Origin of the sequence: Brevundimonas sp., assembly GCF_041648115.1 — a bacterium.
Classification (GTDB): domain Bacteria; phylum Pseudomonadota; class Alphaproteobacteria; order Caulobacterales; family Caulobacteraceae; genus Brevundimonas.
In genome coordinates this window covers 45216-65456 of record NZ_JBAZPR010000011.1, presented here as the reverse complement: position 1 = coordinate 65456, position 20241 = coordinate 45216, and the positions used below count along the sequence as shown (strand labels likewise).

19 protein-coding genes are annotated in these 20241 nt (G+C 66.4%); 9 read left to right on the top strand and 10 right to left on the bottom strand.

What is annotated here, in order from left to right; translation table 11 throughout:
* The first annotated feature begins 8 nt into the window (after positions 1 to 8).
* The 3 genes from WC597_RS11470 to WC597_RS11460 are packed head-to-tail and all read left to right on the top strand — an operon-like array spanning position 9 to position 3010.
* Complete coding sequence (locus WC597_RS11470; protein ID WP_372693432.1) at positions 9 to 1442, top strand: NAD(P)(+) transhydrogenase (Re/Si-specific) subunit beta; 1434 nt, start codon at positions 9 to 11, stop codon at positions 1440 to 1442.
* Positions 1443 to 1447: 5 nt separating this feature from the next.
* Entirely contained in the window at positions 1448 to 1852 is a 405-nt protein-coding gene (locus WC597_RS11465; RefSeq protein ID WP_372693431.1) for a DUF1801 domain-containing protein, read from the top strand.
* Positions 1853 to 1903: 51 nt separating this feature from the next.
* Positions 1904 to 3010, top strand: a complete 1107-nt coding sequence (locus tag WC597_RS11460; protein ID WP_372693430.1) for an acyltransferase family protein — start codon at positions 1904 to 1906, stop codon at positions 3008 to 3010.
* A gap of 4 nt (positions 3011 to 3014) precedes the next feature.
* Here WC597_RS11460 and WC597_RS11455 read toward each other — a convergent pair whose 3' ends face one another.
* Positions 3015 to 3239: a hypothetical protein gene (locus WC597_RS11455; protein ID WP_372693429.1), complete on the bottom strand. Its 225-nt coding sequence runs from the start codon at positions 3237 to 3239 to the stop codon at positions 3015 to 3017.
* 91 nt (positions 3240 to 3330) lie between these two features.
* On the opposite strand from WC597_RS11455, the gene WC597_RS11450 reads away from it, so the two are divergent.
* Both WC597_RS11450 and WC597_RS11445 read left to right on the top strand, forming a co-directional pair.
* Positions 3331 to 4320 (top strand): helix-turn-helix transcriptional regulator, encoded by a 990-nt coding sequence (locus WC597_RS11450; RefSeq protein WP_372693428.1) that lies wholly within the window; start codon positions 3331 to 3333, stop codon positions 4318 to 4320.
* 72 nt (positions 4321 to 4392) lie between these two features.
* Positions 4393 to 5826: a hypothetical protein gene (locus WC597_RS11445; RefSeq protein ID WP_372693427.1), complete on the top strand. Its 1434-nt coding sequence runs from the start codon at positions 4393 to 4395 to the stop codon at positions 5824 to 5826.
* A gap of 60 nt (positions 5827 to 5886) precedes the next feature.
* On the opposite strand, the gene WC597_RS11440 is transcribed toward WC597_RS11445, so the two are convergent.
* Both WC597_RS11440 and WC597_RS11435 read right to left on the bottom strand, forming a co-directional pair.
* Complete coding sequence (locus WC597_RS11440; RefSeq protein ID WP_372693426.1) at positions 5887 to 6870, bottom strand: DUF6607 family protein; 984 nt, start codon at positions 6868 to 6870, stop codon at positions 5887 to 5889.
* A gap of 39 nt (positions 6871 to 6909) precedes the next feature.
* On the bottom strand, positions 6910 to 9120 hold the full coding sequence (locus WC597_RS11435) for a TonB-dependent hemoglobin/transferrin/lactoferrin family receptor (RefSeq protein WP_372693425.1): 2211 nt from the start codon (positions 9118 to 9120) through the stop codon (positions 6910 to 6912).
* Between the two features lie 111 nt (positions 9121 to 9231).
* Here WC597_RS11435 and WC597_RS11430 point away from each other — a divergent pair, with 111 nt between their 5' ends.
* Entirely contained in the window at positions 9232 to 9771 is a 540-nt protein-coding gene (locus WC597_RS11430) for a hypothetical protein (RefSeq protein WP_372693424.1), read from the top strand.
* Here WC597_RS11430 and ychF read toward each other — a convergent pair.
* From ychF to WC597_RS11395, 7 genes are all read right to left on the bottom strand, one after another.
* On the bottom strand, positions 9764 to 10858 hold the full coding sequence (gene ychF, locus WC597_RS11425) for a redox-regulated ATPase YchF (RefSeq protein WP_372693423.1): 1095 nt from the start codon (positions 10856 to 10858) through the stop codon (positions 9764 to 9766). The genes WC597_RS11430 and ychF overlap by 8 nt on opposite strands.
* A 70-nt stretch (positions 10859 to 10928) precedes the next feature.
* Complete coding sequence (locus WC597_RS11420) at positions 10929 to 11429, bottom strand: copper chaperone PCu(A)C (protein ID WP_372693422.1); 501 nt, start codon at positions 11427 to 11429, stop codon at positions 10929 to 10931.
* 52 nt (positions 11430 to 11481) lie between these two features.
* Positions 11482 to 12102, bottom strand: coding sequence for an aminoacyl-tRNA hydrolase (gene pth, locus WC597_RS11415; RefSeq protein ID WP_372693421.1), 621 nt, complete (start codon positions 12100 to 12102; stop codon positions 11482 to 11484).
* The gene (locus WC597_RS11410; RefSeq protein ID WP_372693420.1) at positions 12099 to 12425 is read right to left on the bottom strand and encodes a type II toxin-antitoxin system PemK/MazF family toxin; all 327 of its coding nucleotides are present in this window, start codon (positions 12423 to 12425) and stop codon (positions 12099 to 12101) included. The genes pth and WC597_RS11410 overlap by 4 nt, the downstream gene beginning before the upstream one ends.
* Positions 12422 to 12682 carry an antitoxin MazE-like protein gene (locus tag WC597_RS11405; protein WP_372693419.1) on the bottom strand — a complete coding sequence of 87 codons (261 nt, stop codon included), beginning with the start codon at positions 12680 to 12682 and terminating at the stop codon, positions 12422 to 12424. Before WC597_RS11405 ends, WC597_RS11410 begins: the two co-directional genes overlap by 4 nt.
* 82 nt (positions 12683 to 12764) lie before the next feature.
* Positions 12765 to 13406, bottom strand: a complete 642-nt coding sequence (locus WC597_RS11400; RefSeq protein WP_372693418.1) for a 50S ribosomal protein L25/general stress protein Ctc — start codon at positions 13404 to 13406, stop codon at positions 12765 to 12767.
* Between the two features lie 134 nt (positions 13407 to 13540).
* Complete coding sequence (locus tag WC597_RS11395; protein WP_372693417.1) at positions 13541 to 15829, bottom strand: ATP-binding protein; 2289 nt, start codon at positions 15827 to 15829, stop codon at positions 13541 to 13543.
* Between the two features lie 146 nt (positions 15830 to 15975).
* Between WC597_RS11395 and WC597_RS11390 the strand changes: the two genes are divergently transcribed.
* From WC597_RS11390 to pstA, 3 genes are all read left to right on the top strand, one after another.
* Entirely contained in the window at positions 15976 to 17373 is a 1398-nt protein-coding gene (locus WC597_RS11390) for an ATP-binding protein (RefSeq protein ID WP_372693416.1), read from the top strand.
* A gap of 139 nt (positions 17374 to 17512) precedes the next feature.
* On the top strand, positions 17513 to 18943 hold the full coding sequence (gene pstC / locus WC597_RS11385; RefSeq protein WP_372693415.1) for a phosphate ABC transporter permease subunit PstC: 1431 nt from the start codon (positions 17513 to 17515) through the stop codon (positions 18941 to 18943).
* Positions 18936 to 20240, top strand: coding sequence for a phosphate ABC transporter permease PstA (gene pstA, locus WC597_RS11380; protein WP_372693414.1), 1305 nt, complete (start codon positions 18936 to 18938; stop codon positions 20238 to 20240). Before pstC ends, pstA begins: the two co-directional genes overlap by 8 nt.
* The last annotated feature ends 1 nt before the right edge of the window (position 20241 follow it).

Here is a 20241-nt window from a genome sequence, read left to right as displayed (position 1 = left end):
GGGGCGTGATGAACGCATCGCTTACAGCGTCTTTGGCCGCATTGGCCTATCTGGTTTCGGGCGTCCTGTTCATCCTGTCGCTGCGTGGCCTGTCCAGCCCCGAGACCAGCCGCCAGGGCAACACCTTCGGCATGATCGGCATGGCCCTGGCCATTGGCGTGACCCTGCTGACGCTCGGCACAACAGGCGCGCTGGACACCGTGACCCTGGCCCTGATCGCGGGCGGCGTCATCGTCGGCGGCGGTGCGGGGGCGCTGATCGCCAAGCGCGTCGCCATGACCGACATGCCGCAACTCGTCGCCGCCTTCCACAGCCTGGTCGGCATGGCCGCCTGTCTGGTCGCCATCGGCGCCGTCTATGCGCCTGAGGCCTTCGGAATCCTGTCCGACGACGGGACGGGCATCAAGACCCTGTCGATCATCGAACTCAGCCTCGGCGTCGCCATCGGGGCTATCACCTTCACCGGCTCGGTCATCGCCTTCGCCAAGCTGAACGGCAACATGAGCGGCGCGCCGATCATGTTGCCGGCGCGGCACCTGATCAACGTGGGTCTGGCGCTGGGCCTGGTCTTGCTGATCGGCATCCTGATCGGCACCAACGGCGCGGCGACCTGGGCCTTCTGGGGCGTCTTCCTGATCGCCCTGGTGCTGGGCGCGACCCTGATCATCCCCATCGGCGGCGCCGACATGCCGGTCGTGGTGTCGATGCTGAACTCCTATTCCGGCTGGGCGGCGGCGGCCCTGGGCTTCACGCTGGAGAACATTGCCCTGATCATCACCGGCGCCCTGGTCGGGTCGTCGGGCGCGATCCTGAGCTACATCATGTGCAAGGGCATGAACCGCAGCTTCATCAGCGTCATCCTGGGCGGTTTCGGCGGCGGCGATGCGGCGGCCGGTCCCGCCGGCGCCAAGGAGACGCGTCCGGTAAAACAGGGCTCGGCCGAGGACGCCGCCTTCATCATGAAGAATGCGTCCAAGGTCATCATCGTCCCCGGCTACGGCATGGCGGTGGCCCAGGCCCAGCATGCGCTGCGCGAAATGGCCGACAAGCTGAAGGAGGAAGGCGTCGAGGTGAAATACGCCATCCACCCCGTCGCCGGCCGGATGCCGGGCCACATGAACGTCCTGCTGGCCGAGGCCAACGTCCCCTATGACGAGGTGTTCGAGCTGGAGGACATCAACGCCGAGTTCGCCACCGCCGACGTCGCCTTCGTCATCGGCGCCAACGACGTCACCAACCCCGCCGCCAAGACCGACCCGACCAGCGCCATCTACGGCATGCCGATCCTGGACGTGGAGAAGGCGGGCACCGTCCTGTTCATCAAGCGCAGCATGGGCTCGGGCTATGCGGGCGTCGAGAACGAACTTTTCTTCCGCGACAACACCATGATGCTGTTCGCCGACGCCAAGAAGATGGTCGAGGGGATCGTGAAGGGGCTGTAGGGACCATGACCAGCACGCCTAAGACCGGCCCCACCGACGCTTCGGTTGCCGACTTCCTGTCCAGGATCGAAGACCCACGCCGACGGTCGGACGCTCAAGCCGTCGCTGCAATGATGGCGGAGATCACCGGCGAACCGGCCGTCCTGTGGGGACCGTCCATCGTCGGATTCGGCAATACAGGTGGACCGAAGGGCGGCTGGCCCCTCATCAGCTTTTCACCAAGAAAAGCCAATCTGGTCCTGTATGTGTCAGGCGATTTTCCTGAGCGGGCGCAGCTTATCCCCTGCCTCGGCAAGGTGAAGGCCGGCGTCGGCTGCCTCTACATCGCGCGCCTTGAGGATGTCGATCAGACGGTCCTGCGGGACCTTTGCGATCATGCTGTTCGAGCGCTCAAGGCCGGTTCTGACTGAAGTCTCACCAGCCCCCTATCGCCCAACCTTGACCGGCGCTATCACGCGTCCGTGAACACATTGTCCGGACCCGTCCCCGTCGCCCATCGCCGTTTCGAGGCCTTGGACTCCCTGCGCGGGGTGTGCGCCATCCTGGTGGTGATGTTCCACATGCCGGTGGCAAGTCACTGGCGCGATTGGGGTTTCGTCCAGCATTCCTATCTGTTCGTCGATTATTTCTTCGTGCTGTCGGGCTTCGTCATCGCCCATGCCTATGCGAACCGGCTGAAGTCGGGGCGGGACGCCGGGCGGTTCATGGTGCGGCGGTTCGGGCGGATCTGGCCGCTGCATCTGCTGATGCTGGCGGCCTTCGTCGGGCTGGAGCTGGCGCGGCTGGTGTTCCACTTCGACAGCGCCCCGCCGTTCACGCGGGACCGGTCGATCGAGGCGATCTTCACCAACCTGGCGATGATCCAGGCCTGGCATGTGCATCCCTATCTGACCTGGAACGGGCCAGCCTGGACGCTCAGCGCGGAATGGGCCTGCTATCTGATCTTCGCCGGTCTGGTTCTGATTGCGCCGAAACGGTTCCGCTGGATCGGTCTGGTTCTGGCGATCATCGGGGGCGTGCTGGTTGTCAGTTACGCCCGGCGCTGGATGAACACGACCTATGACTTCGCCGTGCCGCGCGCGGTCTATGGCTTCTTCCTGGGCTGCCTACTTCAGGGGCTGTGGACGCGCATTCCTCGGCTCAAGGGCGGCGCCGCGACGGCGCTGGAGGTCGCGGCCATCGTCGCAGCCTGCATCTTCATCGGCTATGCCCAGGGGCCGATCACCGTCGCCGTGACCCTGGTCTTCGGGGTCCTGATCTGGGTCTTTGCGGGCGAGGACGGCGCCCTGTCACGCGTGCTGGATCATCCGGCGCTGGTCACCCTGGGGCGGTGGTCGTTCGCTATCTACATGGTCCACATGTTCATTCTGACCGTAATGATGATCGTGGCCAGGAAGCTGGACTGGGTGCCTGTGCGACGCATCGATTTCGGCTCGGTCTGGCTGAACGACCTGTTCGCCGTCGCCATGTTCGGCTTCATCGTGGCGGTCGCGGTCGTCGCGCACCGACTGGTCGAACAGCCGGCGCAGCGGATGATCGACCGCTGGACCAAGCCGAAAGCGGCCTGAGCCTTTAGGCCGCCATCCGCCATTCCGAGGGCATGTCGCCTGCACGGCCTTCGTCCCACAGCATGTCCTCGTCCGAGTAGCGGCTGCTGGCGGCGGCCGAGATGACGTCCACCACCTGTTCCTCCAGCCGATCCCAGATCACGGCGAGGTCGGACGAGCCGTCGGCCTCGCACGGCACGATGATATAGCGGCTGGCGTTGATCGTCTGGGTAGGTTGGAAACGAGCCATGATGTGATCTCCTGAAGCGACGGCCTCTTGTCGATGATTGGGTTATGGAGCAGTGTTGCGTCAGAAACGGACGTAGGTATCGGGAGCCGCAATGAGACACGACAAGGCGGCGATGGTGATCGAACTGGCGCGGCGCATGGCCGCCAGCGCCGAAGGCTTGTCCATCGACGAAATGGCACGCGACATGCGGGTGGGGCGCCGCACCGCCGAGCGGATGCGCGACGCGGTCATGATGCTGTTCCCCCAGGTGGACGAGGTGTCGGACCCGCCATCGAAACGCTGGCGTATCCGTGGCGGCCTGTCGGCCTTCGAACAGGCGCCGACGGCGACCGAAATGCTGGAACTGTCCAAGGCGGCATCGGCCCTGCGGGCCGCCGGCGAACCGGCGCGGGCGACGGCGCTGGAGGGGCTGGAGCGCAAGCTGAAAGCCGCGATGCGGTCTACCACCCTGAACCGGATGGCGCCGGACCTTGAGGCCCTGGTCAGGGCCGAGACCATCGCCGTCCAGGCCGGGCCGCGCCCCTCTGCGGACGAGGCCATGCTGACCGCCATTCGCGGCGCCGTGCTGGCGCAGCAGCCGCTGGGCTTCACCTATTCGCGGCCGGGCGCCGAGCCGCGCCGGCGCAGCGTCGCCCCATGCGGCGTCATGTTCGGCCGCGCCAACTATCTGGTCGCCGCCGACCGCGAGACCGGCCGTATCCAGACCTTCCGCCTGGACCGGATGAGCCATGTCGCGCCGCAGGAGGGGCTGGCCGTCCCGCCCGCGGATTTCGACCTGAGCGTCTTCGCCAGCCAGTCCTTCGGCATCTATCAGGACGAGATCGAGGATGTGGTGCTGCGGATCACGCCCCAGGGCGCGACCGAGGCGAAGAGCTGGCGCTGGCATCCGACCCAGAGTTTCGAGGATCAGGCGGACGGCGCCGTCGTCGTGCGGTTTCGCGCGTCGGGCATGCGCGAACTGGCCTGGCATCTGTTCACCTGGGGCGAGCAGGCGCAGATCCTGGCCCCGGAACGGCTGAAGGCAGTCATGGCCGGGGAACTGGCGGTGGCGGGTCGCGCTCTGGAACGGGCCTCAGCCTGACGAAACCGTAAGCTGACGCGGCGCGTTCAGCACCGCTAGGCTTCGCGCCGACCATCCTTCAGGAGATCGCCTTTGCGCGTCCACGCCTTCGCTTCGTCCGCCATCGCCGCTGTCGTTCTCATGGGCGGCGCCTGTGCGGCGGGCCCGATCGTCTCGCGGCAAGCCGTTCTGGATGAAAGCGCACCCCAGGTGACCGTGACCCGCGACGGCGACCATCTGAACATCGACTATCGGTTCGGTCGCGACGTTCCGGTCTGGGCCTTCATGGACTCGGCGCTGGAGACGGATTCACGTCAGCCCTGGCGGCCTCGCCAGTGGACGGTGCAGACGCCGGGCATGGTGATGGAGCGACGCGGTCACTACGACATCATCCGCAGCACGAACGGCGGGCCCGTGCCGCGCGAGGTGCGGTTCCGCGTCAGGCCGCAGGCGGTGGACCTGGAGGCGGAGTATCCGACCCTGCTGTTCTCCAACGGCGCGGTCGCCCTGCCGACGCGGCAACTGGACGTCTTCGCCCTGCCGTCGGCCCAGGCGGCGGAGGCGGTGCCGGACGACCTGAACCGGGTGACGCTGGACGGCGGGTCGTCGCGCGTGACGTGGCGCGACGACAGTGGGCCGGTGCTGTTCAATGGCCGTCGGCATGACCAACTGACCACCATGGACGAGCGCAGCTACGTTTTGCTGGGCGAGGCGACCGTGACGCCGGGCGAGGGGCTGTCGACCGTGATCGACCCCAACCTGCCGCCCTGGATTGGCGAGGAGATTCGAGGGTTCGCCCCGCGCGTCGGCCAATATTACCGCGATCGGCTGGGCGCGCCCGGCTCCGGCGGCGACACCCCCATCGTCATGGTGGCCTGGAACGGTCCGACCGAACGGATGACCAGCATGGGCGGCAGCGTCCTTCCCGGCCTGATCGTCATGTCGTTCGAGGGGCGGGGCGTGACCACGGCCCAGCCCGACATCATGGAGCGGTCGCGCTGGTTCATCGGCCATGAGGCGGCGCATTTCTGGCTGGGCCAGACCGTCCGCTATCAGTTCGCCGACGAGGCCTGGATCACCGAGGGCGGGGCCGACCTGATGGCGGTGCGGGCGCTGAAGCGTCTGGACCCCACCTATGACGCCCGCAGCGAGCTTCAGTCCGAGATCGACGACTGTGTGAACTTGGCCAGGAAGCCGGTGGCGCAGGCGGGCGCGCGCGGCGAACACCGCGCCTATTATGCGTGCGGCGCCGTCTTCGCCATGACGGCCGAGGGCGCGCAGAAACAGCGGATGGGCGGCGACTGGCTCGACTTCCTGAAACCCCTGCTGCGTCAGCCGGACGGCGTGCTGAGCCGCGAGGAATGGCTGACGGCTCTGACGCGGACATCGCGCGATCCGTCGCTGCGCGGGGACGTGGAACGGTTGCTGGATCAGGGCGCGGCCGATCCGTCCGCCGTGATCGCGCGCCTGTTCCAACGAACCGGCGTGGCCTTCCGCTTAGACAATGGCCGCATCGTCCTGAGCTGAAACGAAAAAACGGCGACCGGAGAAACCGGCCGCCGTCTCACGCTCCGCGCTGGGGGATGGTCAGCGCGGCGTCGTGGCCTCGGTGATCAGGACGCGGGCCTTGGCGACGGCTTCGGCTTCGGTCGTTTCGCCGTCCGCGATCTGTTGCGCCAGGTCCATCAGCGGCGTGCCGGTGACCGATCCTGTCTCGCCGATCTCCTGCAGATGGATGCCGTCATGGGCGGCGATGGCGGCGTCCCAGGCGTCGCGCACGGCGGACCAGAAGCCTTGAGTTTCGGTCCAGTAGTCGTCGCCGGCCTGGGGCGAATAGCTGGTCGAGCGATCATAGGTGTTGATGACGTCTTCCTGGACGATGGCGATCGGCTCGCCCCCGGCCTTGCCCGACATCTTCATATTGTCCTGGATATGGACCCAGCCGTCCGGCGTCAGGATGTGGCGGTTCGTGCCCAGATAGCGGTCATAGACCGGGTTGCGCACCGCATCGCGACGCGCCAGTGGCCGCCACGTGGCGTTCGAGGTCCAGGCCGACAGGCCATTGTCATAGGTCCAATGGCCGACGCCGCCGTAGCGGGGCGAATCGTCGGTCTGCCACACAGTCTGGGACCAGGCGCCGGTGCGCTCGGCTTCCGGCACCGCCGTCAGGGTCCACTGGTTCGGCCCGGCATAGGTCAGGACCGTCCGGGGCTGATAGGCCCAGTCCTGGCGCCAGTGTTTGACCACGACGGTCTGGCCGCCGTGCTCCATGACCAGGATGTGCTGCAGGCTGATCTTGTCGCCCTTGTCATAGACCACGCGGACGATCTCGCTGCCGCCCGACAGCTTTTCCTCCAGCGGGTCGTAGTCGGCGCGGAAGCTGACGTTCTCGCGCATGTCGAAGTGGACGCGGTACTGGCCGGCCTGGGCCAGGATCGACTGGCGATCCCGTTCGAAAGCGCTAGCGGGCGCAGAGGCCGGAGCCGCCTGGACGGCGGCTCCGTTATCGAGGGCCTGTGCGGTCGGTGCGGCGGCCGTCAACAGGGCGGCGGCGATCAGTATGGCGCGCATCCGGCGGCTCCTTGAGGTGTGGGAAGATTTCATGATCGCTTACAGGCGCAGGGTCAGCGAGACGCCGAAGTTGCGGCCCGGCTGCGTGTAGGCGTCCTTGACGGTGGATGTGGCGGACAGGCCGCGCACGTCGCTCCACCAGCCATAGGTCTCGTCGAAGACGTTGAAGGCGCCGGCGCGAAGCGTCGCCCGCTCCGTCACGTTCCAATAGGTCGTAAGGTCCAGCAGGGTGAAGCTGTCGCCCAGATAGCAGGCCGATCCGCACGACAGACCGCCATAGGTCGCTGCGTCCTTCTTGCCGGACCACGTCACCGTCGCCGAACCGCCCCAGACGCCCGACTGAGCGGCATAGTTCAGGCCGGCGACCACCTTGACCGGATCGATGCTGCCCAGCTCGGAGCGACGTCCGTTGGTCGTCTGTTCGCCCTCGGCATAGGCGGCCGAGCCGATCAGGCTGAAGCCATTGTCCCAATAGATGTCGGTGCGCGCTTCCAGTCCCTTGATGTCCACCTCGGTCAGGTTGACGTACTGATAGACCAGCGGATCTACGCCGGGGACGCCCGTGCCGCTGACCACCACCTGGTCGATGAAGTCGTCATAATGGGTGGCGAAGGCGGTGGTGTTCAGCCGCATCTTGCCGCCCGCCACATCGATGTCGCGCAGACGGAAACCGGCCTCGAAGCTCTCGCTGGTCTCGGGCGACAGGTTCGGGTTCGGGATCGAGCGATAACCGAAGACGGGGTTCTCGAAGAAGTTGTTCACTTGCATCGGCGACGGCGCGCGGAAGCCCAGGCTGTAGTTGGCGAAGACGCCCAGGTGCGCGCCGGTCCAATAGACCACGCCCAGCTTGGGCGAGATGTGATCGTCGCTCTGGCCCGAAGCCGCCGCCGGGAACTGGGCGTCGACCTTGGGCGACAGGTCATACCAGTCGTAGCGCACGGCGGGGATGATGCTGAGCGCGCCGTCCAGCAGTTCGATTTCGTCTTGCACGAACAGGCCGGCCAGCTGGAACTCGGTTTTGGGGAAGGCGCGGATGGGGAAGGTCTCGCCCACCGGCGGGGTCACGCCGTCGCGGATGCCTTCTTGTCTGGTCATCGACCAGTCGCCGCCGACGGTGACGCGGTGCTGAATGGCGCTGCCCTCGCCGAAGACCCGGGCGCCTTGGGCCGCGAAGCCATAGACGGTGTTGTCGAAGGTGGTGTCGCGGACGCGGTCCACAGCCGGGATGCGGTCCTCGAACGTGTACTGACGCGTGGTGGCGTCCTGCCAATACAAGGAGACCGAGCCGTCGCTGAGGCCGGCGAAGTCCTGGAAGCGCCAGTCCGCGCTGACGCGGTCACGCTGGGTCTCATCGTGGGCGGTGACCGCCAAAACGGTCGCCGAGCGGCTGCTCAGCGCATCGCCGTCCATCTCCGAATCCAGATGGTCATAGGTCAGGCGCAGCGTGTGGTTCGGGTTCACCTCCCACACCAGTTTGCCCAGTATGGCGTTGGAGCTGAAGTCCTGGGGGTTCGGTTCGGTGCGGGTGGCGCCGACGCCGCCGACCAAGCCCTTGTTCTCGGTCTCCTGCGCATCGCGACGCGTATAGGCCAACAGGCCCGACAGCGATCCCGACCGACCGGCGAAGGCCACGCCCTCGGTCCAGCCTTCGTCGGCGGAGTTGTAGGCCACGCGACCGCGCGCGCCGAAGCTCTTGTCGCCGATCAGGAAGTCGGACGGATCCTTGGTCGTGAAGGCCACCGCGCCGGCGACGCCGTCAGACCCGTAAAGCGCCGAGGCCGGGCCGCGCAGAATCTCGACAGACTTGACCAGGTCCAGGTCGTTGTAACCGCCACGACCGACCGCCTGGGCCCCGAAGGAGAAGCCGTTGGGCAGGCGCACACCGTCGTTGATGATCAGCACCCGGTCTCCGCCCATTCCGCGAATGGTGAAGCCGGAGTTGGCGTCGCGGCCTGCGCCGGACAGGGCTAGGCTGAAACGCGCAGGGGAGGTGGGGACGCTGACGCCCGGCTCGAATCGGATCAGGTCCTTGATGTCGGTCGCCAGCATCGTCTCGATCTGGGCGGCGTCGATGACGCTGACCGTCGCCGGCGTATTGGAGGCCAGACGCTGCGAGCGCGTGCCGATGACCACGACGGGATCGACTTCGGCCGCCGGCGCCGCTGCGGGCGCTTCGGCGCACGCGGGCTGGACGATCAGGGCCGAACCGAAGGCGGCTGCGGCGGTGGAGAGGAGGAGAAGGTTACGCATGAATGGCCCCGCTTGATGACTGGCGGGCGTGTTACTGCGAACGACTATCAGAATCAACCGCAATGACTGTGCGGTTTTGAACCCGAACCTTGGCCGTGACGTTGTGGCGTGATGAAAACAGCCCTGTTCCCGATGGTTGCCGCCATCGTCGCCCTGGCCGCCTGCGGCGATCATCAGGTCAATCCGCCCAACGAGCCTGCCGCGCCACTGCGCACGCCCGATGCGATGCAGCAGGTCGAGGCGAAGGGGCCGTCATCTCTGGCGTCGCGCGGGCCGCGTAGTTTCGTGGGGGTGTGGGCGGCCAATCCACAATGGTGCGCCCAGCCTCAGGGCGAGCGCAGCCCGATCACCCTGACGCCGCTGCGGTTCGACGCCTATGGGCACAACTGCGATATCGCCAGCATCGACGAGACGGGTTCGGGCTATGTCGCGGCCTTGAGATGCGCGACCCAGGGCCAGACCAGGACCGAGCGCGTGCATATGAGCACGACCGGCGACGTGATGAACCTGACCTACATCGACCGGGACATGACGACGGTAAAACTGGCGCGCTGCCCCGGCTCGCCGCGTGCGCCCGATCCCGCCAATCCGCTGGAAAAGATGATGAAGCCGGACGGGGCCGAGACCCCGCCCGTCGCGCCGCCTAGTTGAACAGGAAGTTCATCACGTCGCCGTCCTTGACGACATAGGTCTTGCCTTCGGCGCGAAGCTTGCCGGCTTCGCGCGCCTTGGCTTCACCTCGCAGGGAGACGAAGTCGTCGTAGGCGATGGTTTCGGCGCGGATGAAACCCTTCTCGAAGTCGGTGTGGATCACGCCGGCGGCCTGCGGGCCGGTGGCTCCGACCGGGATGGTCCAGGCGCGGGCTTCCTTGGGGCCGACCGTGAAATAGGTCTGAAGCCCCAGCAGCTTGTAAGCCTCACGGATCAGGCGGTTCAGGCCGGGTTCTTCCAGGCCTAGGGTCTCAAGGAACTCCTTCTGCTCCTCGTCGTCCAGCACCGCGATCTCGGACTCGATCTGGGCCGAGATGACGACCGAGTTGGCGTTGTCCTGGGCGGCGCGCGCGGCGACCTTGTCGGACAGGTCGTTGCCCTTGTCGGCCGAACCTTCCTCGACGTTGGAGACATAGAGGGCAGGCAGGGCGGTCAGCAGTTGCAGCATGTGCCAGGCCTTGGCGTCCTCCTTGGACACCTCGGCGGTGCGGGCGGGCTTGCCGGCGTTCAACTGGGCCAGGGCCAGGTCGACCAGCTTCAGCGTCAGGCCGGATTCCTTGTCGCCGCCCTTGGCGCGTTTCTCCAGCTGTGGCCGACGGCGCTCCAGGCTCTCCATGTCGGCCAGCATCAGCTCGGTCTCGATGATCTCCAGATCAGCGATCGGATCGATGCGGTCCTCGACGTGGGTGATGTCGTCATCGACGAAGCAGCGGGCCACGAAGGCCACGGCGTCGCAGTCGCGGATATTGGCCAGGAACTGGTTGCCCAGGCCCTCGCCTTTGGACGCGCCGCGCACCAGGCCGGCGATGTCCACGAAGGTGATGCGCGAGGGGATGATCTCCTTGGACCCGGCGATCTCGGCCAAGGCGTCCAGACGCGGCTCCGGCACAGCCACGTCGCCGGTGTTCGGCTCGATGGTGCAGAACGGGTAGTTGGCCGCCTGGGCCGCCGCCGTCTTGGTCAGGGCGTTGAACAGAGTGGACTTGCCGACGTTGGGCAGGCCGACGATCGCGACTTTAAGGGCCATGGTATTCCTCGTGAGGCGCGAGCCTTTAGCGGGTTCCGATCCGTTTGTCAGGCTCGCGCTTCAACTGAGGTCAATGCGCGCCGTGATCCATGCCAGCCATCTCCGGCTGGCGCACCGCCGCCTGCACCGTGACGGCCGGGGCCGAGGCGAACTGAAGCGTCAACGGGACCGTCGCGCCCTCCACCAGCGGCGCGGTCAGGCCGATCAGCATCAGGTGGTTGCCGCCCGGCGCCAAGGCCACAGCCTGACCGGCCGGCAGGGGCAGGCCTTGCTTCAGTTCGGCCATCTTCATCATGCCGCCTTCCATCTTCATCTCGTGGACCTGCAGCGAACCGGCGGCGGGCGTCGAACCGCCCGTCAAACGGTCATTGGCCGCCGCCTTGAGGGTGACGTAGCAGCCACCAGCCTTGGCGCCGTTCGGCGATGGGCGACACCAGGCCCCGCTTGCGACGACGACGGCGGCCGTCGCGACGGGACCGACCGTATCCGCTGCGGGCGTCTTGGCTTGTTCGGATTGGTTGCAGGCCGCCACAGATAGGGCGACGGCGGCGAGGGCGAACTGGATTTTCATGTCGTCGAATCTTTCACAGGGGTGGATCGGGCAAATGCGGCGGGCAGGGTTCTCAAAGCTCGCCGCGCGCGGCTTGGCGCGGGCTGAACTTGGGTGCAGGGGCCAGGCGCAAGACCTCGCCCTGATAGCGTTCGTCGTCGCCGGCGGCGGCGAAGGGCAGGGCGTCGGCGCAGGCTTGCAGCATGGCGTCCAGCCAAGGCTGCTCAGCCTTGTGGAAGTCGCCCAGCACGTGGGGCATGACCAGTTCCTTTTCGCCCGGATGGCCGATGCCCATGCGCGCACGGCGGAAGTCGGCGCCCAGGTGGCTGATCAGGCTGCGCACGCCGTTCTGGCCGGCCGCCCCGCCGCCGGTCTTCATGCGGAACCGGCCGGGGGCCAGGTCGATCTCGTCATGGAAGACGATGATCTCGGACGGCTTGATCTTGTAGAAGCGCGCCGCCTCGCCAACGGCCCGACCGCTCTCGTTCATATAGGTCTGGGGCTTCATCAACAGCACCTTGACCGGGCCATCGGCCGTCTCGACCTGGCCCTCGCTGACGATCGACTGGAATTTTGCGCGCTCGGGACCGAAGCGCCAGCGACGCGAAATCTCGTCGGCGGCCATGAAGCCGATGTTGTGGCGGTTCTTCTCGTATTTGCCGCCCGGATTGCCGAGCCCAGCGATGATGATCATTCCGCGCCCAGCCCCAGAACGAAAAGCAGATGAAGGTCGAGCATGGTGCGTTCCGTTTGGTCAAGGCAGCCGATCACCTCGCCGCAACGTGCGAGAGCGATTGGATATATCTTGTCCGCCTGAACAAGGCTTGGCTTTCTCAAGCCATTGCCAGGCGTGGGTTGCAGCAGGAGACGATAGGGAGCGGTCTTTTCCGTGTCGCTGGTCATCAGACAAACCAGGATTGTGCCGGTTTGCACGATATCGGCCTGGACCACGACGGCGGGTCTAGGCTTGCCGTGGTCGCCTGACACCGCGACGGTGATGATGTCGCCGCGATTCAATAGGCTTCCGTCGCATCGTCCTCGGAAAGATCCTGCATCAACATGGCCTCGATGAAGGCGACGGTGGCGCGTTCGCTTTCGCTGTCGCGTATGCGGACCTGATCCGCCATCAGGCGTTCACGAAACCCGGGAGCGTCGGGGTCCAGCGCCCAAACGCGGACCTGCTTAAGGCCGGCGGCCTTCTTGCGCTCACGATAGCGCTTGTACTTGTCCGGCCGCGCCGTGTGCAGGTTCATGCCGAAAAGGTAGCGCGCCACCTGCGACCGCGCAACCTTGGGCAAAGAAAAGCCCCGCCGCGGCGAACCGGGCGGGGCGCAATCTTCTCGAAGAGACGAAGGATCAGTCTTCGGTCTTCTCGACCGGAGCGACTTCGGCTTCGGCGGCGTCAGCGGCTTCGTCGGCGGCTTCCGACAGAGCGGCGGACGAGATTTTGATCGTGGCGATCACGAAGTCACGGTCGGTGATGGTGGCTTCCGCGCCCTTGGGCAGGTTGATGTCCGACATGCGGATGGTGTCGCCGATCTCGGCCTTGGCCAGGTCGACAACCAGTTCTTCCGGGATCTGGTCGGCGCGGACCAGGATCTCGACGGCGTGACGCACGACTTCCAGCGAACCGCCCTGACGCGAGAACGGGGCTTCGTCGGCGTTCGCGAAGTGGACCGCCACTTCGATCTTGACCGGGGCCTTAGCGTCGACGCGCATCAGGTCGAAGTGCAGGGGACGGTCCGACACGGGGTCGAACTGCACGTCCTTGGCGATGACCGGCTGGGTCTCGTCGCCGTACTTCAGGGTCACCAGGTGGCCCAGCAGCTTGCCGGTGTAGAGGGACTTGCGGAAGTCCTTCTCGTTCACCGAAATGGCGACGGGGGCTTGCTCGCCGCCGTACAGGACGCCCGGCACGAAACCAGCGCGACGCGCAGCGCGAGCGCCGCCGGTGCCGACGCCATCGCGGACGTCCACGTTCAGAATGATCTCGGCCATGTGGCTCGCCTCAACAACAACGGAAACGCCGCGCCAACTCGTAGGCTCTCGCGGCGGGGGTGATGAACCCTCGAATTCAAGAGCGCGGGCTATTACACGCATCACGTCCAGGGCGCAACCGTCAAAGGTTCCGCTTAAGCCGCTTGCGCCCGGTCCTTCAGCAGCGAAGCGGGCGCTGCGACGATGCCCAGCAGTTCGGCGGCGTTGAAGGGCTTGGCCAGATGGTGGTCGGCGCCTGCCGCGCGCCCAGCCGCGACGTGCTCGGGCATGGCGTTGGCGGTCAGCATGACGATAGGCGTGCGGCCTAGCCCCATCGTCGTCTCGTGCAGGCGAATCTCCTGCGTCGCCGTCAGCCCGTCCATGATCGGCATCTGCATGTCCATCAAGACCAGGTCGAACGCGCCGGCGCGGAAGGCCTCCAGCGCTTGGGCGCCGTTCTCCGCGATCACGATCTGGACCGAGGTCTGGGCGAGAATCAGTTCGATGACGCGGCGGTTGGTCGGATGGTCGTCCGCCACCAGCACCCGTACCGCGCGCTGATCGTCGTCGGCATAGGTCTCCACAGCCAGAGGCTCTCGGCTCTTGGGAGCTTCGCATTGTCTCAGCGGCAGGGTCAAGATGAAGGCGGCCCCGCCGCCCGGCTCGCTTTCGCATCCCAGGTCGCCGCCCATCATTTCCGCCAGCTGACGGCAGATGGACAGGCCCAGGCCCGAGCCGCCGAACTTGCGCGTGATGCCGCCGTCGGCCTGTTCGAATCGGCTGAACAACCGGCTGCGGGTTGCGGCGTCGAAGCCGATGCCGCTGTCCTCGACGGTGAAGCGCAGCACCGGACGGCGGTCCTGATCCACGCCACGCTGGACGATCAGCCCGACGAAACCCTGGCTGGTGAACTTCACTGCATTGGAAATCAGATTGGTCAGCACTTGCTTCAGACGCACCGCGTCGCCCAGCACCCACACATCGTCTTCCAGATCGATGTCGATGTGGAAATCCAGATGCTTCTCGCGGGCGTTCTCGGCATAGAGCTGAGCCGCCTCACGCACGACGGTCGCCAGTTCGAACGCGTCCTCGGTCAGCTCCAGCTTGCCCGATTCGACGCGGGCCAGATCCAGGATGTCACTGAGCAGGGTCTGCAGCGTCTTGCCTGAAGCCTGCATCAGATCCAGCATTTCGCGCTGGTCGGACGTCAGTTCGGTCTTGGACAGAGCCTGCGACAGGCCGATCACGCCATTGAGGGGCGTGCGGATCTCGTGGCTCATATTGGCCAGGAATTGGCTCTTGGCGACGTTGGCGGCCTCTGCGGCGTCGCGGGCCTCGGCCAGGGCCTGTGCGTCGCGTTTCAGGTCTGTGATGTCGTTGCAGACCGTGACCGTACCGCCCTCCGAGGTGCGGCGGTCCTGGATGCGCAGCCAGCGGCCGCCGGCGATCTGCTGTTCGCTGTTGGACGACAGATGACGCCTTGCCTGCATCCGCTCATTCAGCCATTCCTCTTCGCGCCCCAGCGCCTCGGCGTATCGGCCTTCGTCGATGCCGATCCGCAAGGCCTCGCGGAAAGACAAACCGACGATGAGATGGGGTTCAAGCTCGGGGTTCACCTCGGCATAGCGAGCGTTCCACAGGACCAGCCGATCCTTCGAATCATAGAATCCAAGCCCGTCGGGCATGGCGTCGACCGCCTCGCGAATGCGGCGCAGCGCGGTCGCACGCGACATATAGGCCATCACGCCCAGAGCGCCTGCGACGCCGCAGATCAGCAGCAGGATGGCGCCCAGCAGCACGCGCATGGCCTCGGACGATATGCCTTGATCCATCATGACCGTGGTGTCGGGCGTGATGCTGATCGCCGCCATGCCGACGAAATGAAGCACGATCACCGTCATCGACAGGCCGGTGGCGGTGACCAACAGCCGCAATACGCCGCCGCGATGATAGAAGAAGGCGGTCGTGCATCCGATGGCCATGGCCCCGATGATGGAAGCCGCCACCATGCCGGGATCCCAGCTGATATGCGCCGGGCCCTTGATGGCGGCCATACCGAGATAATGCATGGCGCCGACGCCTGCGACGGCGATCACGGCGGCCAGGACGCGCCAGATCCTGCCCTTGCCCATCATGGTGGAGCCGATGGTCAGGCCGATCATGGCAAGGGCGACGCCGAGCGAAGCCAGTGTCAGAAACAGGTCGTAGCGCACCGGCACGCCGGCGATGAAACCTTGCATGGCTACGAAATGGGTCGCCCAGATCGACAGCGCTCCGATCACGGTCGCCATGAACACTGCACGTCTGCGGCGCAGAGGGTCGCGGACGCTCATCCGCTGCATGAAGCGGGTCGAAACGCCTAGACCGACCAGACAGATCAGGGCCGCAAACACAGTGATCCGCCAGTCGTGATCGCGCGTGATGCAAAAGATGATGCGGTCCACGAGGCCTCCCCTTGGAGACACAATCGCAGAAAATCCTAAATAAACCGTGCGGCGAAGCTTCTTCAATCGGCAGGCTGTCGGAGCGCCGTCACAGAATCCGTGCAAGGATCGCAAAACGCGTTCCAGAACGAGGTCGCTCCTACTCCATGCCTTACGAAGTCTCGCCATCGCCCGTCGCGCCGGTCTCCACCTCGCGGCTCTGGACGGTGGGCGCCAGTATCGGCATCGCCATCGTGATCTTGCTGATCCTGGCGATCCTGCATCCCGAGCTGGCGAACTGGCTGGTCGGCGGCGCCGTGGTCGTGGCGGCTTCGGCCTGGCTTCTCAACGTATCGGAAACGGCGACGACGGCTCCGGCCGCGAGTGACGGCGGGCCGGTGGAGTCTTCGACGGATCTGGTGAACGGCGATCTGCTGGACCGTGTGTTCGAGGCGCTGGACGATCCCGTGTTGGTTGTCAGCGGGGGCGAACCGGACGACATCGCCGGCCGACGCATCGTCATGGCCAATGGCGCGGCGCGCGACCTGCTGCGTATCCAGCGTCAGGGCGCCTTGCTGGTTCAGGTCATTCGCGAACCTGGCGTGCTGGAGGCGGTGGACGAGGCCCTGTTCGGCGGTACGGCGCGCACCACGGACTATGCGACGGGCGGTCAGAGGGATCGACGTTGGCGCGCGTGGACGCGGCCTCTGTCTGTCCAGACCGGCGCGGCGCCAGGGGCGGAACTGGCCCTGCTGATCCTGCGCGACGAGACAGACGCCCGGCGCACGGAAATGATGCGCGTCGATTTCCTGGCCAACGCCAGCCACGAACTGCGCACGCCGCTGGCCTCTCTCAGCGGCTTCATCGAGACGCTGAAGGGCCATGCCCGCGACGACGTCGCCGCGCGGGACCGATTCCTGGACATCATGTCGGCCCAGGCGGACCGGATGGGTCGTCTGGTGGCGGACCTGTTGTCGCTCAGCCGCATCGAATTGAACGAGCATATTCCGCCGTCGGGGCGGGTCGATCTGGACCGCGCCGCCTCGGACGTGGTGGACGCCATCAGCGTGCTGACGCGCGAAAAGGAGATCGTCATCGCCCTGGACCAGGGGGAGGCGAGGGCGTCGATCAGCGGGGATCGCGACGAGATCCTTCAGGTCGTGCAGAACCTGCTCGACAACGCCGTCAAATATTCGTCACGGAGCGGGACGGTCGAGATTTCGGTCCGTTCGGACCTGTCGTTCGACGAAGCCTGGGCGGCGCGCATGCCGGGGGCTACGCGCCTTCCGCTGGTCACCCCGGACCGCGCCTCCGGCATCTCCTACGCCGCCGTGACCGTGCGGGATCACGGGCCCGGCATGGCGCGCGAACACCTGCCACGCCTGACCGAGCGCTTCTATCGGGTCGAAGGCCAGAAGAGCGGCGAGCGGCAGGGGACTGGCCTGGGGCTCGCCATCGTCAAGCACATCATCAACCGTCACCAGGGCGGCCTGGTCGTCGAAAGCGCGCCCGGCATGGGCGCAGCCTTCACCGCCTGGTTCCCCCAGCCGGTCGAACGGCGCTAGACCCGCAAGGGCCTGTCGCTGTCACCCAACTGTCATCGACCCGTCGTAATCCGCTGACCATTCACAGGCAGTAGTCGCGCCGCGTTGGTCCCGATGTTCAGGACCGTCGCCGATTCGCGCACGGCGCTTCGGACTTCGAATGATCTGGATTTACCTGCTGATCCTCATCGCGCTGAGCGCGGCCGCCTTCGTTGGCGGACGCGAGCTGGCGCGTCGTCGCGCGGTCGGCGCCAAACCCCATTCCCGGCCCGGCCAGCACGGCGCCTATGCGCTGATCTGGGTCGCCGCGCCCGCCCTGCTGGTGCTGATCCTGGCCTCGGTCTTCGCCACGCCGCTTCAGCGTCAGCTGACCGCTGTCGGCACGCCTGACGCGGTCGAATCTCTGGATCACTTCCGCCGCGACGCCTTCTTCGCCGACGCCCACCGCGTCGGTCGTGGCGAACCTGCCCTGCAGATCTGGGAGCGCCCGCTGGCCGAGCATCTGCCGGTCGAGGCGCGCCGCATGGTCCGTATCGAGCGCACCCTGTCCTGGGGCGGCGGCGTCGCCGCCATTCTGGCCGCCATCCTGGGCGGCCTGTTCGCGCTGACCCAGATCAAACCGAATACCCGCGCCCGCAACCGGGTCGAGGGCTGGATTTACGGCGCCCTGTTCGTCTGCTCGGCCATCGCCGTCCTGACGACCCTGGGCATCATCGCCTCCCTGGCCTTCGACAGCTTCCGCTTCTCCCAGAAGGTGCCGATCCTCGACTTCCTGTTCGGAACCCAGTGGAGCCCCCAGATCGCCATCCGCGCCGATCAGGTCGGGTCGTCGGGCGCCTTCGGGGCCGTGCCCCTGTTCGCCGGCACCCTGCTGATCATGGTCATCGCCATGTGCGTGGCCGCGCCGATCGGCCTGCTGTCGGCCATCTATCTGTCGGAATACGCCGGCCGCACGACCCGCGCGGTGATCAAGCCGCTGCTGGAGATTCTCGCTGGCGTGCCAACCGTCGTTTACGGCTTCTTCGCCGCCCTGACGGTGGGGCCGCTGCTGCGGGTCTTCTTCAACGAGATCGGCCTGTTCCTGATCGGCGGGCCTCTGGACGGACTGGGCCTCTATCTGTCGCTGGTTCAGAACCAGATGGCCCTGACGGCCGGCGCCGTGATGGGCATCATGCTGATCCCCTTCGTCTCGTCACTGTCCGACGACATCCTCAACGCCGTGCCCCAGTCGCTGCGTGACGGCTCGTTCGCCATGGGCGCCACCAAGTCCGAAACGGTGAAGCGGGTTCTGATGCCCGCCGCCCTGCCGGGCATCGCCGGCGCCCTGTTGCTGGCCGTGTCTCGCGCCATCGGCGAGACCATGATCGTGACCATGGCCGCGGGCCTGGCCGCCAACCTGACCTTCAATCCGCTGGACACCGTGACGACCGTCACCGTGCAGATCGTGACCCTGCTGACCGGCGACCAGGAGTTCAACAGCGCCAAGACCCTGTCGGCCTTCGGCTTGGGCCTGACCCTGTTCCTGGTGACCCTGGTGCTGAACATCATCGCCCACCGGATCGTCCAGACCTATCGGGAACAATATGACTGACGCGACCCCCGATCGGATCGACGGCGTGGCCGCCAAGGGGCGGCTGGATCGTCTGCGCGCGGGCCTGAAGCGTCGGCACGCCAAGGAAACCCGCTTCAAGTGGTATGGTCGCCTGGCCATCGCCGCCGCCATGCTGTTCCTGGCGGTCCTGCTGGTCCGCATCGTCGAACAGGGCCACACGGCCTTCTACACCCACACGGTGACCGTGCCGGTCTATATGGACCCGGCCCGCATCGACCGCGCCTATCCCCAGGGCTCCAACTTCGAGCAGCTGGCGGCCGAGCAGCAGCTGGCCCGCATGGGCGTTCAGGACGACGCGGCCGGAACCAGGGCCGCGCAGATGAAGCGGCTGTTCTCGTCGGAACTGAAGTTCGTCGCCGCCGATCTGGTGTCCAAGCGCAGCGAAGTCATCGGCGAAACCGTGCCCTTGGCCGTCCCCCTGTCCGACGACGCCGACCTGTATCTGAAGGGCGAAATCTCCAGGGATACCCCTGAAGATCAGCGCCGCCTGACCGATCAGCAGATCGCCTGGCTGGACCGGATGCAGGCCGAGGGCGTGATCGGCTCGCACTTCAACACCGCCCTGTTCACCAACGGCGACTCGACCCAGCCCGAGCTGGCGGGCGTGCTCGGCGCCGTGGTCGGCTCGGCCCTGATGCTGATGGTCACGGCCCTGATCGCCATTCCGCTGGGTGTGGGCGCCGCCATCTGGCTGGAAGAGTTCGCACCCAAGAACAGGCTGACAGACATCATCGAGGTCAACATCAACAACCTCGCGGCCGTGCCGTCGATCGTCTACGGCCTGCTGGGTCTGGCCTTGTTCATCAACTGGATGCACCTGCCGCGCGCCAGTCCGATCGTGGGCGGTCTGGTCCTGGCCCTGATGGCGCTTCCGACCCTGGTCATCGCCACCCGTTCGGCCTTGAAGGCGGTGCCGCCGTCGATCCGCGAGGCGGCCCTGGCCATGGGCGCTTCCAAGACGCAGACGGTATTCAGCCACGTCCTGCCGCTGGCCATGCCCGGCGTCATGACCGGCGCCATCATCTCCATGGCCCACGCCCTGGGCGAAACCGCGCCGCTGCTGCTGATCGGCATGGTCAGCTTCGTGCCCGGCGTGCCGGCGGCCATCGACCAGCCGGTCGGGGCGCTGCCTTCGCTGATCTACATCTGGGAGAACGCCTCGGAGCGGGCGTTCCACGAACGCACCGCCGCGGCGATCATCGTCCTGCTGGTCTTCATGATCATCATGAACGCGGCGGCCATCATCCTGAGGCGGCGCTTCGAGCGCCGGTGGTAAG